General features: G+C 62.6%; 20 protein-coding genes and 2 pseudogenes. 13 read left to right on the forward strand and 9 right to left on the reverse strand.

Annotated features, from left to right (window positions below; translation table 11 throughout):
* Nucleotides 1-102: 102 nt before the first annotated feature.
* A pseudogene (locus NKJ13_RS28205) lies at nucleotides 103-1,182 on the reverse strand (transaminase); the annotation flags it as partial.
* Between the two features lie 158 nt (nucleotides 1,183-1,340).
* On the opposite strand from NKJ13_RS28205, the gene NKJ13_RS28210 reads away from it, so the two are divergent.
* Entirely contained in the window at nucleotides 1,341-1,796 is a 456-nt protein-coding gene (locus NKJ13_RS28210) for a hypothetical protein (protein ID WP_352505894.1), read from the forward strand.
* Nucleotides 1,797-1,804: 8 nt separating this feature from the next.
* Here the strand turns inward: NKJ13_RS28210 and NKJ13_RS28215 are convergent, their stop codons facing one another.
* Entirely contained in the window at nucleotides 1,805-2,779 is a 975-nt protein-coding gene (locus tag NKJ13_RS28215; protein WP_352740482.1) for a WD40 repeat domain-containing protein, read from the reverse strand.
* Between the two features lie 151 nt (nucleotides 2,780-2,930).
* On the reverse strand, nucleotides 2,931-3,998 hold the full coding sequence (locus NKJ13_RS28220) for a CobW family GTP-binding protein (protein ID WP_352740484.1): 1,068 nt from the start codon (nucleotides 3,996-3,998) through the stop codon (nucleotides 2,931-2,933).
* Between the two features lie 199 nt (nucleotides 3,999-4,197).
* Between NKJ13_RS28220 and NKJ13_RS28225 the strand changes: the two genes are divergently transcribed.
* Both NKJ13_RS28225 and NKJ13_RS28230 read left to right on the forward strand, forming a co-directional pair.
* The gene (locus NKJ13_RS28225) at nucleotides 4,198-4,920 is read left to right on the forward strand and encodes an intradiol ring-cleavage dioxygenase (protein ID WP_352686615.1); all 723 of its coding nucleotides are present in this window, start codon (nucleotides 4,198-4,200) and stop codon (nucleotides 4,918-4,920) included.
* 202 nt (nucleotides 4,921-5,122) lie between these two features.
* Complete coding sequence (locus tag NKJ13_RS28230; RefSeq protein WP_352686618.1) at nucleotides 5,123-5,605, forward strand: MarR family winged helix-turn-helix transcriptional regulator; 483 nt, start codon at nucleotides 5,123-5,125, stop codon at nucleotides 5,603-5,605.
* 1 nt (nucleotide 5,606) lies between these two features.
* On the opposite strand, the gene NKJ13_RS28235 is transcribed toward NKJ13_RS28230, so the two are convergent.
* Nucleotides 5,607-6,467 carry an AraC family transcriptional regulator gene (locus NKJ13_RS28235; protein ID WP_352740486.1) on the reverse strand — a complete coding sequence of 287 codons (861 nt, stop codon included), beginning with the start codon at nucleotides 6,465-6,467 and terminating at the stop codon, nucleotides 5,607-5,609.
* A gap of 49 nt (nucleotides 6,468-6,516) precedes the next feature.
* On the opposite strand from NKJ13_RS28235, the gene NKJ13_RS28240 reads away from it, so the two are divergent.
* From NKJ13_RS28240 to NKJ13_RS28260, 5 genes are all read left to right on the forward strand, one after another.
* Nucleotides 6,517-6,924: a DUF2000 family protein gene (locus NKJ13_RS28240; protein ID WP_254816031.1), complete on the forward strand. Its 408-nt coding sequence runs from the start codon at nucleotides 6,517-6,519 to the stop codon at nucleotides 6,922-6,924.
* Between the two features lie 176 nt (nucleotides 6,925-7,100).
* The gene (locus NKJ13_RS28245) at nucleotides 7,101-7,985 is read left to right on the forward strand and encodes a DMT family transporter (RefSeq protein WP_352740488.1); all 885 of its coding nucleotides are present in this window, start codon (nucleotides 7,101-7,103) and stop codon (nucleotides 7,983-7,985) included.
* A 68-nt stretch (nucleotides 7,986-8,053) separates the two neighbouring features.
* Nucleotides 8,054-9,076 (forward strand): LacI family DNA-binding transcriptional regulator, encoded by a 1,023-nt coding sequence (locus NKJ13_RS28250; protein ID WP_023676245.1) that lies wholly within the window; start codon nucleotides 8,054-8,056, stop codon nucleotides 9,074-9,076.
* Nucleotides 9,073-10,053 (forward strand): 2-hydroxyacid dehydrogenase, encoded by a 981-nt coding sequence (locus NKJ13_RS28255; protein ID WP_352740490.1) that lies wholly within the window; start codon nucleotides 9,073-9,075, stop codon nucleotides 10,051-10,053. Before NKJ13_RS28250 ends, NKJ13_RS28255 begins: the two co-directional genes overlap by 4 nt.
* A gap of 152 nt (nucleotides 10,054-10,205) precedes the next feature.
* Nucleotides 10,206-10,601, forward strand: a complete 396-nt coding sequence (locus NKJ13_RS28260) for a hypothetical protein (RefSeq protein WP_352740492.1) — start codon at nucleotides 10,206-10,208, stop codon at nucleotides 10,599-10,601.
* Between the two features lie 6 nt (nucleotides 10,602-10,607).
* Here the strand turns inward: NKJ13_RS28260 and NKJ13_RS28265 are convergent, their stop codons facing one another.
* Nucleotides 10,608-11,381 carry a gamma-glutamyl-gamma-aminobutyrate hydrolase family protein gene (locus NKJ13_RS28265; protein ID WP_352480083.1) on the reverse strand — a complete coding sequence of 258 codons (774 nt, stop codon included), beginning with the start codon at nucleotides 11,379-11,381 and terminating at the stop codon, nucleotides 10,608-10,610.
* Nucleotides 11,382-11,665: 284 nt separating this feature from the next.
* Between NKJ13_RS28265 and NKJ13_RS28270 the strand changes: the two genes are divergently transcribed.
* Nucleotides 11,666-12,775: a TRAP transporter substrate-binding protein gene (locus NKJ13_RS28270; protein ID WP_352740494.1), complete on the forward strand. Its 1,110-nt coding sequence runs from the start codon at nucleotides 11,666-11,668 to the stop codon at nucleotides 12,773-12,775.
* A gap of 66 nt (nucleotides 12,776-12,841) precedes the next feature.
* Here NKJ13_RS28270 and NKJ13_RS28275 read toward each other — a convergent pair whose 3' ends face one another.
* The 4 genes and pseudogenes from NKJ13_RS28275 to NKJ13_RS28290 form a co-directional block, all read right to left on the reverse strand.
* Complete coding sequence (locus tag NKJ13_RS28275) at nucleotides 12,842-13,864, reverse strand: zinc-dependent alcohol dehydrogenase family protein (protein ID WP_352740496.1); 1,023 nt, start codon at nucleotides 13,862-13,864, stop codon at nucleotides 12,842-12,844.
* A 32-nt stretch (nucleotides 13,865-13,896) separates the two neighbouring features.
* Nucleotides 13,897-15,675, reverse strand: a complete 1,779-nt coding sequence (locus tag NKJ13_RS28280) for a TRAP transporter large permease (protein WP_352506052.1) — start codon at nucleotides 15,673-15,675, stop codon at nucleotides 13,897-13,899.
* Nucleotides 15,675-16,259, reverse strand: coding sequence for a TRAP transporter small permease subunit (locus NKJ13_RS28285; RefSeq protein ID WP_352700890.1), 585 nt, complete (start codon nucleotides 16,257-16,259; stop codon nucleotides 15,675-15,677). The genes NKJ13_RS28280 and NKJ13_RS28285 overlap by 1 nt, the downstream gene beginning before the upstream one ends.
* A 42-nt stretch (nucleotides 16,260-16,301) precedes the next feature.
* Nucleotides 16,302-16,868 (reverse strand): annotated as a pseudogene (locus NKJ13_RS28290) (ABC transporter permease subunit); the annotation flags it as partial.
* A gap of 138 nt (nucleotides 16,869-17,006) precedes the next feature.
* Between NKJ13_RS28290 and NKJ13_RS28295 the strand changes: the two are divergent.
* From NKJ13_RS28295 to NKJ13_RS28310, 4 genes are all read left to right on the forward strand, one after another.
* Nucleotides 17,007-17,615 (forward strand): CGNR zinc finger domain-containing protein, encoded by a 609-nt coding sequence (locus tag NKJ13_RS28295; RefSeq protein WP_254816039.1) that lies wholly within the window; start codon nucleotides 17,007-17,009, stop codon nucleotides 17,613-17,615.
* Nucleotides 17,608-18,138 carry a hypothetical protein gene (locus NKJ13_RS28300; RefSeq protein WP_352700888.1) on the forward strand — a complete coding sequence of 177 codons (531 nt, stop codon included), beginning with the start codon at nucleotides 17,608-17,610 and terminating at the stop codon, nucleotides 18,136-18,138. Before NKJ13_RS28295 ends, NKJ13_RS28300 begins: the two co-directional genes overlap by 8 nt.
* Nucleotides 18,139-18,362: 224 nt before the next feature.
* Nucleotides 18,363-21,842 carry an indolepyruvate ferredoxin oxidoreductase family protein gene (locus tag NKJ13_RS28305; protein WP_352740499.1) on the forward strand — a complete coding sequence of 1,160 codons (3,480 nt, stop codon included), beginning with the start codon at nucleotides 18,363-18,365 and terminating at the stop codon, nucleotides 21,840-21,842.
* A 152-nt stretch (nucleotides 21,843-21,994) separates the two neighbouring features.
* A complete protein-coding gene (locus tag NKJ13_RS28310; protein ID WP_352505881.1) occupies nucleotides 21,995-24,316 on the forward strand; it encodes a putative bifunctional diguanylate cyclase/phosphodiesterase in 2,322 nt (773 codons plus the stop codon).
* Nucleotides 24,317-24,360: the final 44 nt, after the last annotated feature.

A 24,360-nucleotide genomic window follows, 5' to 3' on the forward strand; every position in this document is an offset into this window, starting at 1 on the left:
TCACCGAACACTCTCTCCACGGCATCAACACCTCCCGGCAAAAACCGAAAAGTGTTACCTATGTGTCCGGTACAAATCGTCACCTATGTCTCGGGCCGCTCAAAGATGATCCATATGGCCGTAGGCCTCGTCGGTCATCACCTCTTCCAATGTGGCGCGCATCGCCGCGAATTGCAGCGGATTGCCCGACAGTGTCGTCCCCATGCCTGAATAGCCCGGTTCCTTCACCCTGTTATAGGCGGCATAGCGGGTCGCGACGTCCTCGCTCATCCCCCACACACTGGCCGGCACGCCGCCGGCGATCGGCTTGCCGAGCACGAACAGATCAGGCTCCAGCCCGAATTTTCTCGTATAGCCGCCGGGATCGGTCGAGATGGTATGCGTCTCGTCGGTTAGCAGCAGCGTGCCGGTCGCACGAGTAAGACGCCGCAACCCATCATGAAAGCCGGCTTCGGGCAGCACCATGCAGGAGTTGGTCAGCACCGGCTCGGTGATGACGCAGGCGACATCGTTGCCCCGGAGTGCCGCGTCGAGCGCCGGCAGATCGTTGAACTCGACGACATCGGCTGCCCGCGTCAGGTCGCGGAACTCGCCGGCCAATCCCGGCCGGTTGACCGGTCTGCCGTCGACCAGCCGCACCATAGTCTCGTCGACCGAGCCGTGATAGCAGCCGTTGAAGACCAGGATCTTCTCGCGGCCGGTGACGGCGCGGGCAATCCGCAGCGCAAAGCGGTTGGCGTCGGTCGCCGTCGTTGCGATCTGCCAGAAAGGCAGGCCGAAGCGCTGTTGCAGCAGCGGTCCGATGGCCAGTGCGTCTTCGCTGGGCAGCATATAGGTCAGGCCGCGTCCGGCCTGCCGGCGGATGGCGCGGGCGACCGGCGGCGGCGAATGGCCGAACATCGAGCCGGTGTCGCCAAGACAGAAATCGTCCAGTCGGTTGCCGTCGATGTCGGTGATCGTGGCGCCCCTGGCGCTGTCGACCAGAATCGGGAAAGGCGTCGGCCAGTCGTTCATCCAGTGCATCGGCACGCCGCCGAAGAAGCCGGGCAAGCCATTGCCGATTATGGCCATCGATTTCGGCCGCGCCTGGCGGAAGACTTCTGCCTCGGTCTCGTACAACTCGGCGATCCGGGCCGGGCCGATGCCGCCGATGGAAGTCCTTGCATGGTCGATGACGTTCATGGCGGCCCCTCTCAGTCGCAGTTTAGACAATCGGCATCCGCCACCGCAATTGGCCGGGCGGCTGCCCTGTGTTGGGTCAGCGGTCATTTAAATGGAAACAGGCGCTTGACCGCGAGCCGCCTTCGGGCGCCAATGGTACTTCGGCCGGAGGGGACAAGATGGTGCGGGCGATCGTCTGCGCAGCAACGCTGCTGTCGTCGGTTGGTGCGGCTCTGGGGTCGGGCGGCATCTGGTGTTCCGCCGAGGATGCAGCCGTCAAATTTCAGGTCGGTGCCGGGGTCACCAGAGGCATGGGCGGGCCGACCTTCAATTTTAGCGGCGAGCTCGAAATTCTGGGCAGGCCGGCTGCCGACAGTCTGCGCAAGACGGTGTTCGGGGATCAGAACCTCACGCAATATTGGCTCGACAACAAGGAACTGCGGCTGCTCGTCTACCACGAACGGCAGGTCGAGAACGCCTACGGCTATGTCGAACTGGCGATCCTGACCAAGGCCAGCGACGAAGGCGTCTATGACGGCCGCTATTTGCTCTCAATCTATGATGTTACGGCTGATGCCGAAAAGGACGGCAAACCGGATGAATTGACCGGCAAAGTATCTTGCGGAGCCGAGTAAGTAACAGGCTACGCCGAAATATCGATGACGCCGCAGTCACCCGCGGCGCTGCCAAAGGCGACGCGGCGCTCTTGCCTGTCCCACATCATCGAGGTGACGGCGCCCTTGCCCGGCCGGCGCAACAGCACTTCCCTGGCGTCCGCGAAGCGCACCGCCATCACCATGCCGTCATCATAGCCGACAGCAACGACGTCCTGGCTCGGGTGACAGGCGACGGAGGTGACCATCGCATTGCCGCGCGTGCCGAGTTCCAGCGGCGCCTTGCCCATTGGCCCGTCCTTGCCCGAAAACGGCCAGACGATCGCCGCCGGCGCGCCGGAACTCGCCAGCCATTTGCCCTTGGCGCTCCACGACAGGCTTTTGACCTTGCCGGGGTAGCCGGACATCCGCATGTGCTTGCCGTCGGCGAGCTTCCAGCCATGCAGCGCGTTTTCCTGCATGGTGGTGACGACGAAGCCGCCGTCCGGCGAGAAGGTGATGCCGGTGTGGGCACCGGCCCATTCGAGTTCGACCGGCTTGCCGTCGGCGGCCGGGAAATGCAGCGTCGCGCCATTGTAGCGGGCAACGCCGAAGCGCATGCCCTTGGGCGAGAAGGCCAGCCCCTCGACCGAGCGCGGATGCGAGAATTCCCTGGTTTTGCCGTCGGCAAAGCGCACATAGACAATCTTGCCCGAAGCATAGGCAACAGCGCCTTGCGGCCCGGCGGCGACGCTGGTGATCCATTTTTTGCCTGCGGTCGCCAATTCCGCGGTATTGCCGCCAGCGGTCACGCCAAAGATCCTGCCGTCCTCACCACCGGTGATCAGCCGGTCGTTCGCCGCATCATGGAAGGCGGCGAGCATCCCGTCATTGGCCTGCACCGTCTTGTGGCCGTGGTCGAGCCGATGGATTGTGCCGTCAGCCAGCGCAAAGTGCGGCACGTCGCCGAGGAACACGGCGGCGAGGCAGTGGCCTTCGAGATCGAGCGGGGCGACTGTGGGCATGAGAGATAGTTCCGTCCGAGGTTTCTGCTACCTCACCCTTAAGGGGTTGAGCTGCCCGTCTCAACCCGTGCTTCGGATCGTCGTGAGTAGAGAGCGCCAGCGTTGCGGCTGCCCCTCCTCCCACAAGGGGGAAAGGAAGAAGGCAGCTAAATCAAGCGGCCTGGCAGGCCTCGAAGCTTGTCTTCAGCCGCTCGGCATCGAGTTCGCGTCCGATGAACACCAGCCGGCTCTCGTGTTTCTCGCCGTCCTTCCAGGCGCGCTGGTGGTCGCCCTCGATGATCATGTGCACGCCCTGGATGACATAGCGCTCGTCATCGCCTTTCAGCGCGATGATCCCTTTCAGCCGCAGGATGTTCGGGCCTTCCATCTGGGTGACCTTCTCGATCCACGGGAAGAACTTTTTCGGGTCCATCTCGCCACCGCGCAGCGACACCGACTGCATGGTCACGTCATGGATGTCGGAAGGGTGCGCATGATGATGGCCGTCATGATCGTGGTGATCATGGCCGTCGTGATCATGGTGGTGGTGGTCATGATCATGATCATGATGGTCGTGATCGTCATGAGCCTCGAGGAAGTGCGGATCGTTCTCCAGCGCTCGGGACAGGTCGAACGCACCGCGATCCAGCACCTCGGACAGCGCCACGCTGGCGCGCGTGGTGCGATGGATGCGTGCCGCCGGGTTGATGGCGCGGATCGTTGCCTCAACCTTGCTCAGCTCTTCGGGGGTGACGAGATCGGTCTTGTTGAGCACGACGACGTCGGCAAAGGCGATCTGGTCCTCGGCCTCGCGGGAATCCTTGAGGCGCAGCGGCAAGTGCTTGGCGTCGACCAGCGCCACCACCGCATCGAGCCTGGTCTTGGAACGCACATCGTCGTCCATGAAGAAGGTTTGCGCTACCGGCACGGGATCGGCGAGGCCTGTGGTCTCGACGACGATGGCGTCGAAGCGGCCGGGTCTGCGCATCAGGCCTTCGACGACGCGGATCAGGTCGCCGCGCACGGTGCAGCAGATGCAGCCGTTGTTCATCTCGTAGATTTCCTCGTCGGATTCCACGATTAGCTCGTTGTCGATGCCGATCTCGCCGAATTCATTGACGATGACCGCGTAGCGCTTGCCATGGTTTTCCGAAAGGATGCGGTTGAGCAGTGTCGTCTTGCCGGCGCCAAGATAGCCGGTGAGGACGGTTACGGGGATCTGCGTCTGTGCGTCGCTCATATTGTGCCTCGAATAGGGATTGTCGGCTCCATATAGGATGTGTGCTCGGCTTTTGCACGAGCCAAACCGGTGGACCAAAGAGAGGCTGGTATTGCCGAACTTTCCTCACATTGCCGAACTTTCATTGGCGCGGGTTGGCGGTGGGCTTAGACAGGCAAAGGGTCATTCACGAGGGCTGTTCGCATTGAAGAGACGCCAGATGTCCGACAAGTCCTTGCCACTAAGCCGTCGGCAGGCGCTCCGTCTCGTTGCGGTTACCGCTGGCGGCATATTCCTGCCCGCCGGTGCAAGGGCCGGGAAGGTTTCGCCCTATGCCGGGCTTGCTTTGTTCGAAGCAGGTGCCGGCGTCTGCGCCATCACGCCCGAGGTCGCCGAAGGGCCGTTCTATTTCGACCCGAAGCTCGAACGCGCCGATATCACCGAGGGCAAGAAGGGCATCGCCCTCAATGTGCGGCTGCAAATCGTCGACGCCGCCTGCCGGCCGCTTCCCGGCGCACGCGTCGACATCTGGCATTGCGACGCCCAGGGCGCCTATTCTGGTTATCCCGGACAGGGCGACGGGCAGGATATCGACACGTCCGGCCAGAGTTTTCTGCGGGGCTGGCAGAGAACCGATGAAAGCGGCATCGCTTCTTTCGCCACCATCTATCCCGGCTGGTATCGCGGCCGCACCACCCACATCCATTTCAAGATTTTCCCTGACGACCGCTCGGTAATGACCGGCCAGATGTTCTTCCCCGACAGCCTCAGCGAGCAGATATTCGCCACCGTCGCGCCCTATAAAGATCGCCCGGGCAAACGCGATACATCGAACGCGCGGGACGGCATTGCGCGGCAGGCCGGGCTGCTGTCGCAGGCAGCGCTGCGGGAAATGGCGGACGCCTTTCAGGCCTTGATGGTGGTCGCGGTGAAGGCCGGTTGAGAACGCCTCGTCATGTCCCATCCAGCCCTTCCAGAAAGTCGTTTGTCATCTAACTGAAATAAACATCTGGCATTAGCCACGGCGAACACCGCGATGCTTGCCGGCAAAGCTATTTTCCGAGCCGGAATGTTTTCGATGGTCATTGCCAACCGGCGGCCTGCTTCTATGCTGTCCGCTCCGGTTCGGCCGAGGAGGGATGAGCATGGCCAAGGCGGACAAGACTGCAACAATGAGCCGGCTGCATTCGGCGGCGCGGCTGGCGCGCACGGCGCTCGCCGCCCGGCTTCTGGCGCATGGTTTCTATGCCGGCCAGGACCAGATCATGCTGGCGCTCGACCGCGAGGACGGGCAGACGCCCGGCAACCTTGCCGGCCGCCTCGGCGTGCGTCCGCCGACCATCACCAAGACCATCAACCGGCTGCAGGCACAGGGTTTTCTGGAAAAGCGCGCCTCCTCCGCCGATGCCCGCCAGGCGCATATTTTCCTCACCGACACCGGCCGCGAAATCATCCACGCCATCGAGAAATCGGTGAAGAAGACCGAAAAGCAGGCATTGAAGGGTCTCGACAAGAAGGATCAGAAAGCGCTGTTCAAGCTGCTTGCCCGCGTCGAGGCGAACCTGTCGAACGGCGAAATGGTGCTCCCGGATGACGACCTGGATATAGAAGAAAAGATGCTTGAATAGCTCACGCGTTCGCCGCTGACGGCCGCCGCGTCAGTGCCGACCAACGTCCCGGTGTGACGCCGAACGCCTTCTTGAAATGCCGATTGAAATGGCTTTGATCACTGAAGCCGGCGGCGATGGCGATTTGCGCCAGCGGCTCGTCGGCTTCGATCATCCGACGGGCTCGCTGAAGCCGGCGCATCAACAGGAACCGGTGCGGGCTGGTCGAGAAGGTCGCGCGAAAATGCCGCGACAGGGCATAACGGTCCAACCCGGTTATCGCCTCCAATTCGTCTGAACGTACAATCCGCGCGACATTTTCCTCCAGATAGTCGCGCGCCAGGCTGGCGGCGCGCCACGCCGTTTTCGCTACCGGTTTCGCCGGCTGACCGGCGTGCCGGGCCAGGCTTTGCATAAGCTGCGTCATGAAATCGACGACAAACAGCTCGTCCAGTTGCTGATCCAGCGGCCCGAGCGCCGAAAGCAGATCGCGGTCTGTCACAACGGCATTCCTGACGAACGGCAGTGATCCGCCGCCGAGACAATCGAGCATCAGGGACGGCTCCAAATAGAGCATTCTGTATCGCAAGCCGTCTTCGGTGCCGGCACCGCCATCGTGCAGTTCGTCGGGATGAAGGATAATGATCTGGCCAGGCAGGCTCAGATGCATTTGGCCGCGATAGCGGAAGCGCTGCACGCCATAAAGCGTCACCCCGATCGCATAGGTGTCGTGGCGATGGAGATCGAAGGCGTTGCCGTGGAACCGGGCCTCGATGCGTTCCATGCCGGCAGCACGGGGTGCCGGTACGATGCAGTTTTCGGCTGCATCCACGCACAAACGTCCAAGACCCTGAAAGGCTTCCCCGTCTAGACCGTGCGGCATCGCTTTTCTCGCAGCCTCGGATTGGCCCCTTCGGATTGGAAACTGTCGCATGTTCGATACGAAATTTGCAATCGTGCTCAAGGATGATCTTCCCGTCTGGCAAAAGCTCAATGTCACCGCCTTTCTGACCAGCGGCATCGTCGCGCAATTTCCCGACATTATCGGCGACCCCTACCGTGATCGCGCCGGCAACATCTACAACCCGCTGTCGATCCAGCCGGTCATCGTGCTTTCGGCGGACGGCCAGACACTCGGCGCGATCCAGCGGCGGGCGCTGGAGCGTGGTGTGACGGTATCGCTCTATGTCGAGGAAATGTTTTCGACTGGTTATGATCTGGCCAACCGTGCCGTCTTTGCCGAATTTGCGCCGGAGGATGCCAAGGTGGTCGGCATTGCGCTTCGCGCCGAAAAGAAACTCGTCGACAAGATCACCAAGGGCGCCCGCATGCACGCCTGACTCGCCGGCCACCAGCAACAAAACGTGAGCCTGTCGTTGTGCCAGCCTCTTTTGGCTTGCCCGCGGGCGACAATTCCCGCATGGGTGAAGGACTGCCTTGCTTCCCGTCCGGCCTGAAATTGAATGCTTCCCCAAGACATGACGAAAGCGCGACATCGCCGGCGGCGATCCTGTGCATGCTTTCCGTCTATGTGTTTTTCACCTTCCTCGACACCAGCAGCAAGTACCTTGTCCTGGCCGGCGTCTCGGCGCTGATCGTCGCGTGGACCCGCTTCGCGGTCCATGTGCTGATCGTCGGCGTTTTTCTGCGCGGATGGCGTGAGCCGCTGCGCTTTCGTCCCGCCAACCTGCCGGCGCACATCACGCGCGGTCTGCTCCTGTTCGGATCGACGATGTTCAACATTCTGGCGCTGCGGACGCTGCAACTGGCGGAAACCACCTCGATCTACTTCTTCGGCCCGATGGTGATCACCGCGCTTGCCGGTCCGTTGCTCGGCGAATGGGCCGGCTGGCGGCGCTGGCTGGCGATCATGAGCGGCTTTGTCGGCGTCCTCGTCATCACCCGGCCGGGCGTCGGCGTTTTTGGCGTCGGCCATCTCTTTGCGCTCGGCTCGATGCTGTCGAACAGTTTCTACGTCATCATGACGCGCCGCATGTCGGCTACGGAAACCTCGGAAAGCCTCATCCTGTTTTCGGCGCTGGCGCCGGCCGTGCTGCTTTTGCCGACACTGCCGTTTTCGCCTTCGCTGCCGCAGGATGGCTGGCACTGGTTCATATTGCTGATGCTTGGCGTCTTCGGCGCCATCGGTCATTGGCTTCTTGTGCAGGCTTATCGCCTTGCCACCACCACGGCCCTGGCTCCCTATCCCTATTCGCAGATGATCTGGATGATCATCTCCGGCCTGATCGTCTTCAACCAGTTTCCCGATCGCTGGACGCTGGTCGGTGCCACAGTCATCGTCGCCAGCGGCCTCTACATCGTTCACCGTGAGCACCGGCTTCGTTTGCGCAACCGCGCAACGCTGGACGCGGAGGCGGAAGCGCTGGCAAAAAAACTTTGATTTGCTCGGAATCGATGGCATAAGAGCCGGCCTTTAAACAGTTTAAATTGCTTCGGGAGCCCAGGGCGCTGGCACAGAAGATCAAGCTTTCGACCATCGCGGATGCGCTCGGCGTGTCCACGGCCACGGTCTCGCTGGCCTTGCGCGACAGCCCGCTGGTCGCCGGCGGCACCCGCGACCGCATCAAGGAACATGCCCGCGCCATCGGCTATATCTACAACCGCCGCGCCGCCAGCCTGCGCACCTCGCGCTCGGGCATAGTCGGCGTCGTCGTCCACGACATCATGAACCCGTTCTTTGCCGAGATATTGCGTTCGATAGAGAGCGAGCTCGACCGCAGCCGGCAAACCTTCATCCTGTCGAACCACTACGACCAGCTCGAGAAACAACGCACTTTCATCGACACGCTTCTGCAGCTCGGCGCTGACGGGGTCATCATGTCGCCGGCCATCGGCACGCCGCCCGAAGACATAATCATGGCCGAGGAGAACGGTCTCCCGGCAGTGCTGATTGCACGCACCGTCGAAGGTGCCGACGTGCCGGTGTTTCGCGGCGACGATGCCTATGGCACCGGGCTTGCCACCAACCATCTGATCTCGCTTGGCCACAAGCGCATCGCAATGATCGGCGGTACCGATCAGACGTCGACCGGCCGCGACCGCTATCAGGGATATGTCAACGCCATGGAGGCGGCGGGGCTTGAGGTCAGGCCGTCCTGGCGTATCGCGGGCCCGCGCACCAAGCAGGCCGGCTTCGAGGCTGCCGGGCAGTTCCTGGCGCTAAAGGACAGGCCGACCGCGGCCTGCTGCTGGAACGACCTCGTAGCCATCGGCCTGATGAACGGCATTGCCCGCGCTGGTCTGGTGCCGGGCATCGACATTTCGGTCACGGGCTATGACGACCTCGAGGAGGCGGCGATCGCGACGCCGGCGCTAACCACGGTCTGGAACGGCCAGCGTGAGGTTGGCCGCCGCGCTGCCAGCGCGCTGCTCGACAAACTCAACGGACAGACGGTGCGGCCGTCGCAGGAACTGATCAAGCCGGAACTGCATGTGCGCCAGTCGACCGGCAAACCGGTGGAACGTGCATGACAAAAACCGACCAGCAAGCTGTTACCATTCTGGTGCCGGGCCAGTTCAACGACCATGCGGTCGGCCGCATCGACGGGGCGTTCAGCCGCGTCCGGATCGAACGCGCCGATCCGTCGCTGGTCACCGACGAGATGCGCCTTACCGTGCGCGGCATAGCCGCCTTTGGCGGCATAAGCGCCGCGTTGATGGACGCGCTGCCAAAGCTCGAGATTATCGCCAATTTCGGCGTCGGCTATGATTCGGTCGATGTCCACCACGCCGCACGGCGCGGCATCATGGTCACCAACACACCGGATGTGCTGACCGAAGAGGTCGCCGATACGGCGCTCGGCCTGTTGATCAATACCATCCGCGAACTGCCGCGCGCCGAGGCCTGGCTGCGCGATGGAAATTGGCTGCGCAACGGCAACTATCCGCTGAGCCGGCTGACTTTGCGCGGTCGCCATGTCGGCATCTTCGGCATGGGCCGCATCGGCCTCGCCATTGCCCGCCGGCTCGATGCTTTCGGACTGCCCATCGCCTATCACAACCGGCGCCGCGTCGAAGGCCTGCCCTATGACTATCACCCGACGCTGAAAGGTCTCGCCGAGGCGGTCGACACGCTGATCTCGGTGGCGCCCGGTGCGGCCTCGACGGACAAGGCCGTCAATGCCGAAATCCTCTCGGCTCTGGGGCCGAACGGCGTCTTCGTCAATATCGGCCGGGGCAGCACGGTCGACGAACCAGCTCTTGCCGCCGCACTTGCCGGCGGCAGCATCGCCGCTGCCGGGCTAGACGTTTTTGCCGACGAGCCGAACGTGCCTGCGGCGTTGCTTGCCGCGCCCAACACCTCGCTTTTGCCTCATGTCGGCTCGGCCTCGCAGCACACCCGCCGCGCCATGGCGGACCTGTGCGTCGACAATCTGGTCTCGTGGTTTTCGCAGCGCAAGGCGCTGACGCCGGTGCCGGAGACGGCAAACGTCAAGGCGAGGCCGTGACCGCCCTATTGTTAACTTCAGCTTAACCCTTCGGAATCATTCTGCCTCCTTGGCTAGTGTATGTCCCCTTGACAGCACATGGCAGCAAGATGAAGCGCGCCTCCTCCTGATGACATCGAACACGGCGCGCTTGAAATGCGCGGAGAAACAGGATGAAAACGCTTCCCGCATTGATGGCGATTGCTGCGCTGTTAGGCAGCGCCCAGCTGTTTTACGCCGGTAGCGGTCAAAGCCGCGCAGCCAGTGAGCCAGCACCTTCGTCCAGCACCTACAGGCTGGTAGCCCATGGTGACGAGGCGTCTTGTGCGGTCACCCGTGGCGCCGAGATTTCGCAAGGCCTGTCGCTGTTGACGGTCGCCGCGAATTGCCGCCGGGTGTTGCCCGGTGTCGAGCAGGCGAAGTTCTGGCGAGAGCAGGATGACGGCACGGTCACATTCAGCGCCAACGGCAACGATCCGATCGTCATGTTCTCGGTCGCCGATGGCGACGGTTACGAATCCTACGCGCCGGTGCTGCCGCTGCTGACCCTGGCGTCGGCCGGCAACTGACGAGCCCTATTCTGCCGCAGCGCGCGCACCCGATTTCGCCGCCTGATGCAGCCGCACGGCGTCACCGAAAGCGCGAAATATCTTTACCGAGATGCTGTCCGATTTGACCCAGTATTCGGGATGCCACTGGACGCCGACGGCGAAAGCCCGTGCATCGCGCACCGAGACCGCCTCGACAGTGCCGTCGGCGGCGACCGCTTCGACCTGCAGCTTTGGGCCAAGCCGGTCGACAGCCTGGCGATGCACCGAATTGACCATGATGTCGCCGGCGCCGAAGACCCCGGCCAGGCAGCTGCCGGGTTTTATCGACACGCTCTGGCGGATGGCGAAGCGTTCGTCCTGATTGTCGCTTGCAGGCGCACGATGATCGAGCGAACCGGCGCGTTCCTGGATTTCAGTGGCCAGCGTGCCACCCAGCGCCACATTCATCTCCTGGATGCCGCGGCAGATCGCGAGCAGCGGTACTCCGCGCTCCACCGCCCTGCGGATCAGCGGCAGCGTGGTGGCGTCGCGGGCGGGGTCGTAGGGACCATTGGCTTCACTGGCGTCACCGCCGTAGAGCGAGGGATGAACGTTGGACTTCGAACCGGTGACCATGACGCCGTCGACGGCGGAAAGCAGTTCATCGAAGTCGAGCCGGTCGCCGAAGGACGGTACCAGCAGCGGGAACACGCCTGCCCCTGAAAGCGCCGCTTCAAGATATTGCTGCGGCGCGGCATGCCAGGTGTAATTGTCGAACTGGCGGACGTCGGTCGATATGGCGACGAGCGGCTGGTGCATTTGGTCCGGATCCCATCGGGTGCAACGAATTATCTGCCTGCAAAATAGGCGATCCGAAGGCGCATTTCCATGGCAAGTTTCGGCGTGTCGCGTAGGCCAGTTAATCGACGTTAGACTATAGTTGCAAGATCTGGCCCAACGCCGTGAATTTCTCCGAAATGCGCCACTCAAACCGGGCTGCCGCGCTGGACTCGACTCCTTGCCTGTGTATTGTCGGCTCGAAGCCGATGCGGGCGCCGAAGCGTCCCGAACGTCGGTCAGTTGATCCAAACGGGAGGAACTTCATGGATCGTCGTTCGTTCATCCGCAAGGCCGGCACCACGGGTTTCGGCGCTGCGGCCGCTGCCGCGACACTTGCTGCGCCGGCCATCGCCCAGTCCAATCCGAAAGTAACCTGGCGGCTGGCGTCGTCCTTCCCGAAGTCGCTCGATACGATCTACGGCGGTGCCGAAGTGTTTTCCAAGATGCTTTCGGAGGCGACCGACGGCAACTTCCAGGTCCAGGTCTTCGCCTCCGGCGAACTCGTTCCCGGCCTGCAGGCCGCCGATGCCACCACAGCCGGCACGGTCGAGGCCTGCCATACTGTGGCATACTATTACTGGGGCAAGGACCCGACCTGGGCGCTGGGAGCGGCGGTTCCGTTTTCGCTCAACGCGCGCGGCATCAACGCCTGGCACTATCATGGCGGGGGCATCGATCTGTTCAACGAGTTCCTGGCGACGCAGGGTCTGTTCGGGCTGCCGGGGGGCAATACCGGCGTGCAGATGGGCGGCTGGTTTCGCAAGGAGATCAAAACGGTTGCCGACCTTTCCGGCCTCAAGATGCGCATCGGCGGTTTTGCCGGCAAAGTGGTGCAAAGGCTCGGCGTGGTTCCGCAGCAGATCGCCGGTGGCGACATTTATCCGGCGCTGGAAAAGGGCACGATCGATGCCGCCGAATGGGTTGGCCCTTATGATGACGAGAAGCTCGGCTTCTACAAGGTTGCGCCCTATTACTACTATCCCGGCTGGTGGGAAGGTGGACCGACCGTCCATCTGATGTTCAACAAGGCGAAATACGACGAACTTTCGCCGGCTTACAAGTCGCTGGTGCACACTGCCGCCCAAGCGGCCGATGCCAACATGCTGCAGAAATACGACTACCTCAACCCGGCGGCGGTGAAGCGGCTGGTTGCCGGCGGCGCCAAGTTGAGTCCGTTCAGCCAGGAGATCATGGCCGCCTGCTTCGAAAAGGCCAACGAGGTCTATGCCGAGATGGAAGCCTCGAACGCGCCGTTCAAGAACATCTGGGACTCGATCAAGGCGTTCCGCAAGGAGCATTATCTCTGGGCGCAGGTGGCCGAGTACAACTACGACACCTTCATGATGGTCCAGCAGCGCAACAGCAAGCTCTGAACCTTGCTGCTCTGCGGCGCCGGCGTTCCTTCGGGACGCTGGCGCCGCAGCGCATTCCGTTTGCGATCAGCCGGGCACCACCAGAACCTTGACTTCGCCTGGCGCAGGCGGATTGGCGATCACTGCAGCTGACTCTTCAAGCGTGACCTGCCGCGATATCAGCCGGTCTACCTCGATAGCCCCCGAAGCGATAAGATCGGCGGCCCGGCGATGGGTAAAGGGATTGAGGAAGGAGCCCAGGACCTTCAACTCGCGGAACAGCAGGTCGAACGGTTCGAACGCCGCTTTCATGCCTTGCGGCATAACGCCGACGACGACAATTGTGCCGCCCGCTTTGGCCAGCCGCATCGCCTGCTCAACAGTGTCTTTCACGCCTGCGCATTCGAACACCACGTCGACGCCGCCCGGCATCAAACCCGACCGGCCGACGATCGCATCGGTGACATCGAAGGCGCTGGGATCGACCGTCGCCGTTGCGCCAAGTCGCTCGGCAAGAGCCCGCCGCGAGGCCTGACGCGTCGACAGGATGATGGTCGTCGCACCGGCGAGCTTTGCCAGCTGAACGGTGAGCAGGCCGATCACGCCGCCGCCGAGCACCGCGACCGACGAGCCTGGTTTGATCGCGGCAAGGTCCACGCCATGCAGGCAGCAGCCGAGCGGCTCGCAGAAAGCACCATGCGTAGGCTTCAGATCGGCTGGCAAGGCGAAGGCCTGTTTCTGCGGCAAGGCAAGATATTCGGCAAAGCCGCCGTCGCGATGGATGCCGATGGCACGCAGATTGCTGCAGAGATTGACTCGGCCCGCTTGACAATGCGCGCAGCGCCCGCAGGCAATATTGGGATCGCCGGTGACGCGGTCGCCGACCGAAAAGCCGGATACCGCAGGTCCGATCGCCTCGACGATGCCGGAGAATTCATGCCCGAGCGTCACGGGCGGCGTGCACGGGAATTCACCATGGAAAAGATGTCTGTCGGTGCCGCAGACGCCGCACGCCTCGATCCGTACCAGCAGATCGCTCGGCCCGGCGGTCGGTTTCTCGACCTCGCACACGGCGAGGCCGCCCACCCGCTCCAACCGAACCGCCTTCATGGCTGCAGGGCCTTCCTCAGTTGAAACTCGCCTCAGTTGAAACTCGGGGGTTGCGACAGATCGATTGCCGGTGCCGCCGGCTTCGCGGGCGGCTTTTCGTCGAAGCTCGGCGGCTGCGACAAATCCGGTGTGGAAGGTGAGGCCGGGGCAGTGCCGCCGTTGGCCGGCGGCGTGCCAAGCGGCGACAAGCCGATGCCAGGCGTTTCCGGCACCTGGTAGTTGATGGTGCCCGGATCGACGACGGTGCCTTTGTAGTGCATCACCATCTGCGGGAAGGCGATGGTCAGGCCGATCATGATTACCTGGATACAGACGAAGGGCACTGCGCCCCAATAGATCTGCCCTGTGGTGACCGGCGCGATCTGCTTGCCGGTGAGCCGGTCGAGATAGGGCACGCGCGCGGCGACCGAGCGCAGATAAAACAGCGCGAAGCCGAAGGGCGGATGCATGAAGGAGGTCTGCATGTTGACGCCTAAAAGCACGCCGAACCAGATCAGGTCGATGCCGAGCTTGTCGGCCGCCGGCGCCAAAAGCGGCACGATGATGAAGGCAAGCTCGAAAAAGTCGAGGAAGAAGGCGAGCACGAAGACGAGGATGTTGACGCCAATCAGGAAACCGACTTCACCGCCCGGCAGCGAGGTCAACAGGTGCTCGACCCAGATGTGGCCATTGACCCCGTAAAAGGTCAGCGAGAACACCCGCGCGCCGATCAGGATGAACAGAACGAAGGACGACAGCCTGGTCGTCGAGGCCAGCGCCTGCTTGACCACGTCGAGCGACAGCCGCCCCTTCATCGCGGCCATTGCCAGCGCGCCGACGGCGCCCATGGCGCCGCCTTCCGTCGGCGTGGCGATGCCGAGGAAGATGGTGCCCAGCACCAGGAAGATCAGCGCCAGCGGCGGGATCAGGACGATGATCACCTGCTGCGCCAGCCTCGACATCAGGTTGATCTTCAGGCGCTGGTCGACGATCGCCACGACATAGATGAAGATGACGCCAATAGTGGCGCCGAGGATATCGGCGTCGCCGCCATGGTTCGGCGCAAGGTAGCGATACGCCGCATAGGAAACCACCACCGCCGCCAGCACCGCCGCCAGCAGCGACAGCACGCCGTGGCCGAGCGTGCGGGCCTCCAGCGGCAGGGCCGGCATCGACTTCGGCCGGAAGATCGACATGAGCAGGATGTAGAGCATGTAGATGCCGGTCAAAATGAGCCCGGGGATCAGCGCTCCCTTGTACATATCGCCGACCGAGCGGCCGAGCTGGTCGGCCAGGACGATCAGCACCAGCGACGGCGGGATGATCTGGGCGAGGGTCCCGGACGCGGCAATGACGCCGGATGCCAGCCGCCGGTCGTAGCCGTAGCGCAGCATGATCGGCAGCGAAATCAGACCCATGGCAATGACGGAGGCCGCCACCACGCCGGTCGTCGCGGCAAGCAGCGCGCCGACGAAAATCACGGCATAGGCAAGGCCACCACGGACCGGTCCGAACAGCTGGCCGATGGTGTCGAGCAGGTCTTCGGCCATGCCGGATCGTTCGAGCACGATGCCCATGAAGGTGAAGAACGGGATCGCCAGCAGCGTATCGTTCGACATCACCCGGCTGCCATAGAAATTATCCGGCAACGCGTGCAGCAACGGCCAGGCGAGATTGATGGAGCCGCCCGAATAGGGCGACAGCAGCACGCCGATGAAGAAGAACATCAGGCCGTTGGCGGCGAGCGAGAAGGCGACGGGGTAGCCGATCAGCAGGAAGACGACCAGCGAGGCAAACATGATCGGCGCCATGTTCTGGGCGATGAACTCGATCACGAGCGCACCTCTTCCACGAGCGCCTTGGCTTCTAGCTCGGCCTGCTCATGCACCGATATGAACGGAGTGGGATCGTCCATCTGACCGCGCATGATGGCGATCTTTTTGATGATCTCGGAAATGCCCTGCAGCGCGAGTAGAAAAAAGCCGGCCAGCAGAATCGCCTTCGCCGGCCAGATGATCAGCCCGCCGGAATTGTTCGACATCTCGCCGCTGCGATACGACAGCGACACATAGGGAACGAAATAGACGACCATCAACGTCACGAACGGCATCAGGAAGAAGACGTGACCGAAAAGGTCTATCCAGTGCTGCACACGGCGCGAGAACATGCCGTAGACGATATCGATGCGGATATGGTCGTTCTGTTTCAGAGTGTAGGCGGCGGCCAGCATGAAGGCGGCGCCGAACAGATACCATTGCAATTCCAGCCAGGCGTTCGAGGACATGTCGAACACCTTGCGGATCACGGCGTTGGCGGCGCTTACCAGGATCGCCAGCAGGATCAGCCACGAAACCCATTTGCCGATGAATTCGTTCAAACGGTCAATGGCTCTGGAAAGAGCGAGAAGCCCTGCCATGCATTCCTCCCTTGTGTCGGAGCGCGCCGGTTCCCTGTCCGTCGCGTTTGGATCGTCGGATACGGCACGCCAGCTTCGGCCGAAGCTGGAATGTGTGAACCCCCACGCAGCCAGCGAAATAGCCGCCAGGACGGCGGCGCAATCGAGCAACTGAATCAGTGTCAACGTCGCCTTGAAGCTGGCATTCTGCGCGAAGACGATGGTCTGGGCCAGCATTGGCGGCAACCATAGGTCATGGGTATCGGCGGCGATGCGGCTGGCTTCCGACAAGACCAGCAATATGCCGAGCGTGGTCACCACGATGGCGTTGGGCGAGCGGGCGGCCAGCGGTTCGAAGATGCTTCGCGACAGGACATGGCTGAGCAGCGCCGCATAAAGGAATGCCGCCACTACGCCGAGCGCGACCGATGCAAACAGCGTCAACCACAGCGCCTGATAGCCGAACGCCGCGGTGAGGATCATCGTATGCCCGCAAAAGGCGAACAGCGCGCCATAGGCAAGATTGGTGCGGTGCAGGATGCCGTTGGTCAGCACGTAGCCGAAGGCAAGCAATGCGTAGAGCGCGCCCGAATGCAGCCCGTTCAGAACCTGCTGGAAGAAATAGAGCATGCAAGACCCTCGATGCATGCCCCACAATCAGGGCGGGGCTTGAGACGACGACATTCTCGATACGGCGATCGCCTCACTGACGAGCGTTGCACCCGGAATCTAACTTGTCAAACGCGATTTATCGGTCAGATTCGCGATATGACAGTATCCTGGACTCCGCACCGCTTCACCGGTGGTATGCTGGCGCTCGACACGGCGAACACCGTCGTTTTGCGGAACGATCCGGAGGAAACTTTCGACCGTTTCGACGATCCGGCCGAGATCGCCCGCTTTGCCGAAGCCGCGAGTGGCTTTCGCGCCGCCGAGCTCGGCGGCAGGCGGCTCGTAGCGCCGGCGCCTGAAAAGATCGCACCGGTGGTGCTGTCGATTCGCGAGACGACCGATCGGCTGTTTCGCGGCGCGGTATCGAAAGGTGCGATCGACACCGCCGACATGCCTGAATTCCTGGAAGCCTGCGCCGATGGCCTCGCCCATGGCCACACCGAAATCGGCATGCCCGGAAAACCGTTCGGCGATCCGGCAACGCCGATCGCCTTCGAGGCGGCGCTTGCGGTCTCGGCGCTGTCGCTGCTGCGCAGCGACACCATCGCCAGGCTGAGGATATGTCCGAACTGCAGCTGGCTGTTTGTCGACAAAAGCCGCAATTCCAGCCGCCTCTGGTGCGATATGGCGGTGTGCGGCAACCGCCAGAAGGCAAACCGATACTATCGCCGCCGGACCGCGGCCAGGGAGGTCACCAATGCCTAAGAAATATTCGCGCGCGATGATCGTCGTCGCGGCGTTATTCGCGGCGACCGCGCTCGGCGCCTGCCGTGATTCCGGCAAGGACCAGCTGTTCGCCATTTCCGGGAAGCTGTTCGAGTTCAACTACCGGCTGGGTATCGCCACCTACGTCATCACCCTCAATCCGCTGCGGCCGGTGGGTGAGGGGCAGGTCGCCGTGGTCTCCTTCCAGAACCCGGCCGGTGGTGATCCGATCATCGTCACCCAGAAAATATGGCCGAAGCTGCCGCATGTGACGCTCACCAGCCCGCCGCTCACCTGCGTTGTCAAGGACAAGCCCTATGCGGTGTCGATCCGCATCGAGGATTCCAGCGGCCAGTTGCTGCAGAGTTTCGAGACCACTCTGACGTCCTCGCTCGACCAGTCGGTCCTGCCCGACCGGCCCCTGGTGGTCGGGCCAGTCTACGAGCTCAACAAGGACTTGGCCGGCCATGTCGACGGCAAGCTGCCCGGTGAACCGAAGCCCAGTTGCCCAAAGGCTGCATGATGCGTCACCAGCGGCACCGACCGCCGCCGGAGTTTTCGTGCTCGGCCATCCTCCCCGACAGGCGTTTCGTGGCGCCACACGGCCGCGCACCGATCGTTTGTTGCGGACCGCCTGGCACCTTCGATTTCGTTTGACCTCCCCGGCAAGGGAAGAAAGACTGTAGGCACTCGACTCCGACGTTGGCCGTGCACCTCCTGGCACGGTCTCCGCACAGGAAACGCCTGATGACGCTGCACAACGTCGCGCTCGACGACAAGTTCGACCTGGCAAAGGAGCGCATCTTCCTGTCGGGCGCCCAGGCAGTCATCCGCATGCTTCTGATGCAGCGCGAGCGCGACCGCCGGGCTGGCCTGAACACCGCCGGTTTCGTCTCCGGCTATCGTGGCTCGCCGCTCGGCGGCCTCGACATGCAGCTGTGGAAGGCCAGAAACCAGCTCGCGCAGTCGGACATCGTCTTCCAGCCCGGTCTCAACGAGGAGCTCGCCGCCACCGCGTGCTGGGGCTCGCAGCAGGCGGAATTGCTGGGCGAGGGTACCCATGACGGCGTTTTTTCGGTCTGGTACGGCAAGGGTCCGGGCGTCGACCGCTCCGGCGACGTGTTCCGCCACGCCAATCTCGCCGGGTCGTCGAAACATGGCGGCGTGTTAGCCCTGATGGGTGACGACCACATGGCCGAATCCTCGACCAACGCGCATGCCACCGAGTTCCTGTTCGTCGACACCATGGTGCCGATCCTCAATCCGGCCGGCGTCCAGGAGATCATCGACTACGGCCTCTACGGCTTTGCCATGTCGCGTTTTGCCGGCACCTGGGCGGCGATCAAATGCGTCAAGGACAACATCGAATCGACGGCCTCGGTCGATGCCGCGCTCGACCGGCTAGATATCGTCGTCCCGGACTTCGACATGCCGCCCGGCGGCCTCAACATCCGTAACGAGATCGACATGCTCGGCCAGGAGGAGCGGTTGCATGAATACAAGCGCGCCGCAGCTTCCGCCTTCATCCACGCCAATGGGCTGAACCGGATCGTCTATTCGGGCGGCAGCAGCGCCAGGCTTGGCATCGTCACCATCGGCAAGAGTTATCTCGACGTTCGCCAGGCGCTGGAGGATATCGGCATCGACGAAGCGGCCGCCAATCGTATCGGCATCAGGCTGTTCAAGGTCGGCTGCCCGTGGCCGCTCGACCTGCAGCACGTCGCCGACTTTGCTCGCGGCCTCGATACCATCGTCGTCGTCGAGGAGAAACGCTCGCTGATCGAGGTGCAACTGCGCGAGAACCTTTACGGCACCGCGACGCAGCCGGTCATCGTCGGCAAGAAGGACGAGCGCGGCGACTGGCTGTTCCCGGCCAAGGGCGCGCTCGACCCCAACGACATTGCCATCGCGCTCGGCGAGAGGATTTTGCGAACGATCGGCCCGTCAGAGGAAATCGCCGCGCGGGTGGCGAAATTGCGCCAGTTCCAGGCGATGCTGGCCGACACGTCAGACATCGCCTCGCGCACGCCGTTCTTCTGCTCCGGCTGCCCACACAATTCCTCGACCAAGGTGCCGGACGGCTCGCTCGCCGCCGCCGGAATCGGCTGTCATTTCATGGCGTTATGGATGGACCGCAATACCGTAGGCTTCACCGCCATGGGCGGCGAGGGCGCGCAGTGGGTCGGCCAGGCGCCGTTCTCGAAGCGCGAGCACATCTTCCAGAACCTGGGCGATGGCACCTACAACCATTCGGGCGTGCTGGCGATCCGCTTCGCGCTGTCGACCGACGCCAACATCACCTATAAGATCCTCTACAATGACGCCGTCGCGATGACCGGCGGGCAGCCGCACGAGGGCGGCCTGACGGTGGACATGATCGCCAGGCAGGTGCGCGCCGAGGGCGTCCAGCGCATCGCCATCGTCACCGACGAGCCGGACAAATATACCGGCAAGGTGGAATTTCCCGCCGGCGCCACTATCCATCACCGCGACGACCTCGATCTCATCCAGCGCGAGTTGCGTTCGGTCAAAGGCGTCTCGGTGCTGCTCTACGACCAGACTTGCGCTGCCGAGAAGCGCCGTCGGCGCAAGCGCGGCACCTTCCCCGATCCCGACAAGCGTATCTTCATCAACGAGCTGGTCTGCGAAGGCTGCGGCGATTGCGGCGTGCAGTCGAATTGCGTCTCGATCCAGCCGGTCGAGACCGAATTCGGCCGCAAGCGCAAGATCGACCAGTCGAGCTGCAACAAGGACTTCTCTTGCGTCAACGGTTTCTGCCCGTCCTTCGTCACCGTCCACGGCGCCAAAATCAGGAAAGCCGAAGGCATAGCCGGCGCGGCCGACCCGCTCGCGGGGGTGCCGGCGCCGGCGCAATTTACGCTCGGTGAACAAGGCTGGGCGGCGATCATCGACGGTGTCGGCGGCACCGGCGTCGTCACCATAGGCGCGGTGCTAGGCATGGCCGCGCACCTGGAAGGCAAGGGCTGCGGCATGATCGACATGGCCGGCCTCGCCCAGAAGGGCGGCTCCGTGTTCACCCATGTCCGCATCGCCCGCACGCCGGACGACATCCACGCCATTCGGGTATCGGCCGGCAAGGCCGACCTCGTGCTTGGCTGCGATCTCGTCGTTTCGGGTGCCAAGAAGGTGCTGGCCGCGGTGCGCGAAGGCCATACCATCTTCCTCGCCAACACCGCCGAGATCATGCCGGGCGAGTTCGCCCGTTCGGCCGATTTCTCGCTGCCCGTCGAGCGGCTGAAGAAAGCGATAAGAACGGCCGCAGGCGACGACAAGGCGCATTTCTTCGACGCCACCCGCACCGCCACCGCGCTGTTCGGCAGCTCGCTTGGCGCCAACATGTTCATGCTCGGCTTCGCCTTCCAGCATGGCGGCCTGCCGCTGTCGGCGGAGGCGGTCGAGAAGGCGATCGAACTCAACGGCGAGGCGGTGGCGATGAATGTCGCGGCATTTCGCTGGGGCCGCCGCGCCGCCCACCAGCCGGATTTCGTGCGTGGCCTTCTCGCCCAGCCGGGCAAGGCCACGCAGCCTGCCGCCATTGCCGAGACGCTGGACGACATCATTGCCCGCCGCGTCACCTTCCTGACCGCCTATCAGAACGCCGCCTATGGCAAACGCTATGCCGACAGACTGGCGGCGCTGCGCAAGGCCGAAACCGATGCTGTGCCCGGGTCGACCGTGGTGACCGAGGCTGCCGCAAAGAACCTGTTCAAGCTGATGGCGATCAAGGACGAATACGAGGTGGCGCGGCTTTATACGGACGGCTCCTTTGCCGCGGAGCTCGCAAAGCAGTTCCAGAGCTACGGCAAGCTCGAATTCCATCTCGCACCGCCGATCATGGGCAGGCGCGGCAGTGACGGGAAGCCGAAGAAATCGAGCTTTGGCCCGTGGATGATGAACGGGTTCCGCCTGCTGGCGGCGATGAAGGGCCTGCGCGGCACCGCTTTCGACCTGTTCGGCTACAGCGCCGAGAGGCGTATGGAGCGGCAGCTTCTTGCCCTCTATGAAGCCGACCTGGAGCTTGTCGCCGGCGCGCTGACGCCGGGCAAGATCGAGGCCGCTGCCGCGCTTGTTTCGGTACCGGCGCTCATCCGCGGCTTTGGCCGCGTCAAGCAGGCCAGTGCCGAAAAAGCCGCCGGCGAACGCCAGCGTCTACTCGACCGCCTCTCGAGGGCGCCGCTGCGGCCGCAACTTCAAGCCGCCGAATGATTCCGCGCTCTGATACCCCTTGTTTACCTGAACTGTAGTTTCCCTGCTTCCGCAGCGTCACCAATGGATGACGGCAGGGCTCGAAACGCCGCTCTAAACCTTTCTTAAGGCCAATGTGACACTGCTGGGTTCCCCAGGGTTGGGATCCAGGCGTGCATCTGAGACGAAAAAACGAGATTCCGGTCGACGTTTACATTCCGTTCGTGGAAACACTGTTTCGCGACGGGTTCACGCTGTCGATCGGCCTTGTTGCGCAGACACTTCTCGTCATTCTGGTCTATTGGAAGACCATGGACCTGGCGTATCTTTTGGTTGCTGCTGGGCTCATCATCGTCGGTACTCTGCGCCTTCGCAACATCCGGAAATACGGGCGACTTCCTTCCCCGACGACGTGGGAAGAAGCCCATGATCGCGAAAATGATTACATAATTTTCGGTTCGATGCATGGTTTTATGCTTGGCGCGTTCTGTTTCGTTAGTATCTATCTGGCAAATGACAGCCACGACAACTATGCCGAAATAGCCTCTGTCTGCGTCACTCTTGCATCGGTCACGTCGATTGCCGGCCGCAATTATGGGTCGCCGCGCATGGTCATGATTTTTATCATTACCACCACATGGCCCATATCGCTTGGCTTTATCCTGCGCGGCGATATCTACCACATTATCCTCGGTCTGATGTCGGCCCCTTTTCTGTTTGCAATCAAGCGATTCGCCGACATCGTCCGCGAAGTCCTGTTTACCGCCCTGTCGGAGGAAAAGAAGGCGAACCGCATCGCGCAGCGTTTCAACCGCGCGCTCAATACCATGTCGCATGGCCTTGTCATGCTTGGTCCCGACGGCCGGGTTGCGGTGGCCAATGCCGAAGCCGCGCACCTGATGTCGCTCAAATCGGCCGATGCGCTGCTCGGCCGCTCGATCCACGGTCTGCTGATGCGCGGCGCTGCAGGCGGCATGCTGGCGCCGAAAGATTGCCGTTACATCGAAGCCCAACTGACGCGTGCGTTGCGCGAGGGCCGCGACCGCAAGGTCCTGGTCTCGCTCACCAACGGCCAGCACTATGAATTTTCGGCGCGCGAAGGCAGCCAGGAACTGGGCGTCGTCACTTTCGAGGATGTGACCGCCCGGGTCGAGGCGGAAGACAAGATCCGCTTCATGGCGCGCTACGACAGTCTCACCGGCCTGCCCAACCGCGGCTACTTCCACGAGTTGGTGGTGGAAGCCATGGCCTCAGGGGATCCCGCGCGTCTCTGCGGGCTGGTGGTGCTCGACCTCGACGATTTTAAGAGCGTCAATGACACGCTCGGCCATCCGGTCGGCGACGGATTGATCTACGCCGTTGCTGAGCGGCTGGCCGCGGTCGCTGGGCCAGGCATCACCGTCAGCCGCTTCGGCGGCGACGAGTTCATGATCTTCTTCGAGCGCATCGAGGATGAAAGCCACCTGATCGGCCAGGTTGATGAGATCTTTGTCAATCTACAGGGCGAGGTCGATGTCGCCGGCCACGGATTACGCATCCAGGCCAGCGGCGGCGCGGTGCTGTCGCGGGTCAAGGATACCGACGTCGACGCCATGATCGTCAAAGCCGACCTTGCACTCTACAAGGCCAAGGAGCTTGGCAAGAACGGTTGGCGGCTGTTCGAGGCCTCCATGGATGCTGCCTTCCGCAGCCGTCAGCTGATGAAGGCGGACCTGCGCAGCGCCGTGGAAAACAACGAATTGCGGGTGGTCTATCAGCCGATCGTGGCGATGAGCACGATGCGTATCGCCAGTTGCGAAGCGCTGTGCCGCTGGGATCATCCCGATCTCGGGCCGATTTCCCCCGGTATCTTTATTCCGCTGGCGGAGGAAATGGGGATTATTTCCGACATCAGCACCTTCGTCCTGCATGCGGCCTGCACGGAATGCGCGAAATGGCCGGCCCAGACCAGCGTGTCGGTCAATCTCTCGGCCAAGGATTTCCGCAACCGTGATGTCATCCAGAAGGTTCGCGACGCGCTAGCTGAATCCGGTCTTTCCGCCGGACGTCTGGAGATCGAGGTCACCGAGACGGCGCTGCTCGACGACAAGTCGCTGACACGCCAATATATCGAGGAGTTGAAGCGGCTCGGCGTGCGCATTGCGCTCGACGATTTCGGTACCGGCTATTCGAGCCTGAGCTATCTCCACAAGCTGCCGCTCGACAAGATCAAGATCGATCGCTCGTTCCTGATCGACGTCACCCAGAACAGCCGGTCGCTCGAATTGCTGAAGGGCATCGTCAACCTGTCGCGACCGCTGGGACTTTCAGTCACTGTCGAAGGTGTCGAGACCTTCGAACAGCTCAAGATCCTGGCATTGCAGGTCAAGCCGGACCTGGTCCAGGGCTTTCTGTTCGGATCTGCGCTCAGCGCGTCCGGCATCGAGACCATGTCGAGCACCGTCTGGCCTTTCGCCAAGGACATCCAGACGGCAAGGAAGGCGCCGCGGCGCTGACTTCGCGCTGAAAACCGCGTATTTTAGTATAATTTTATTAATTA

The sequence above is a fragment of the Mesorhizobium sp. M0174 genome (genome assembly GCF_040322275.1).
Taxonomy (GTDB): Bacteria; Pseudomonadota; Alphaproteobacteria; order Rhizobiales; family Rhizobiaceae; genus Mesorhizobium.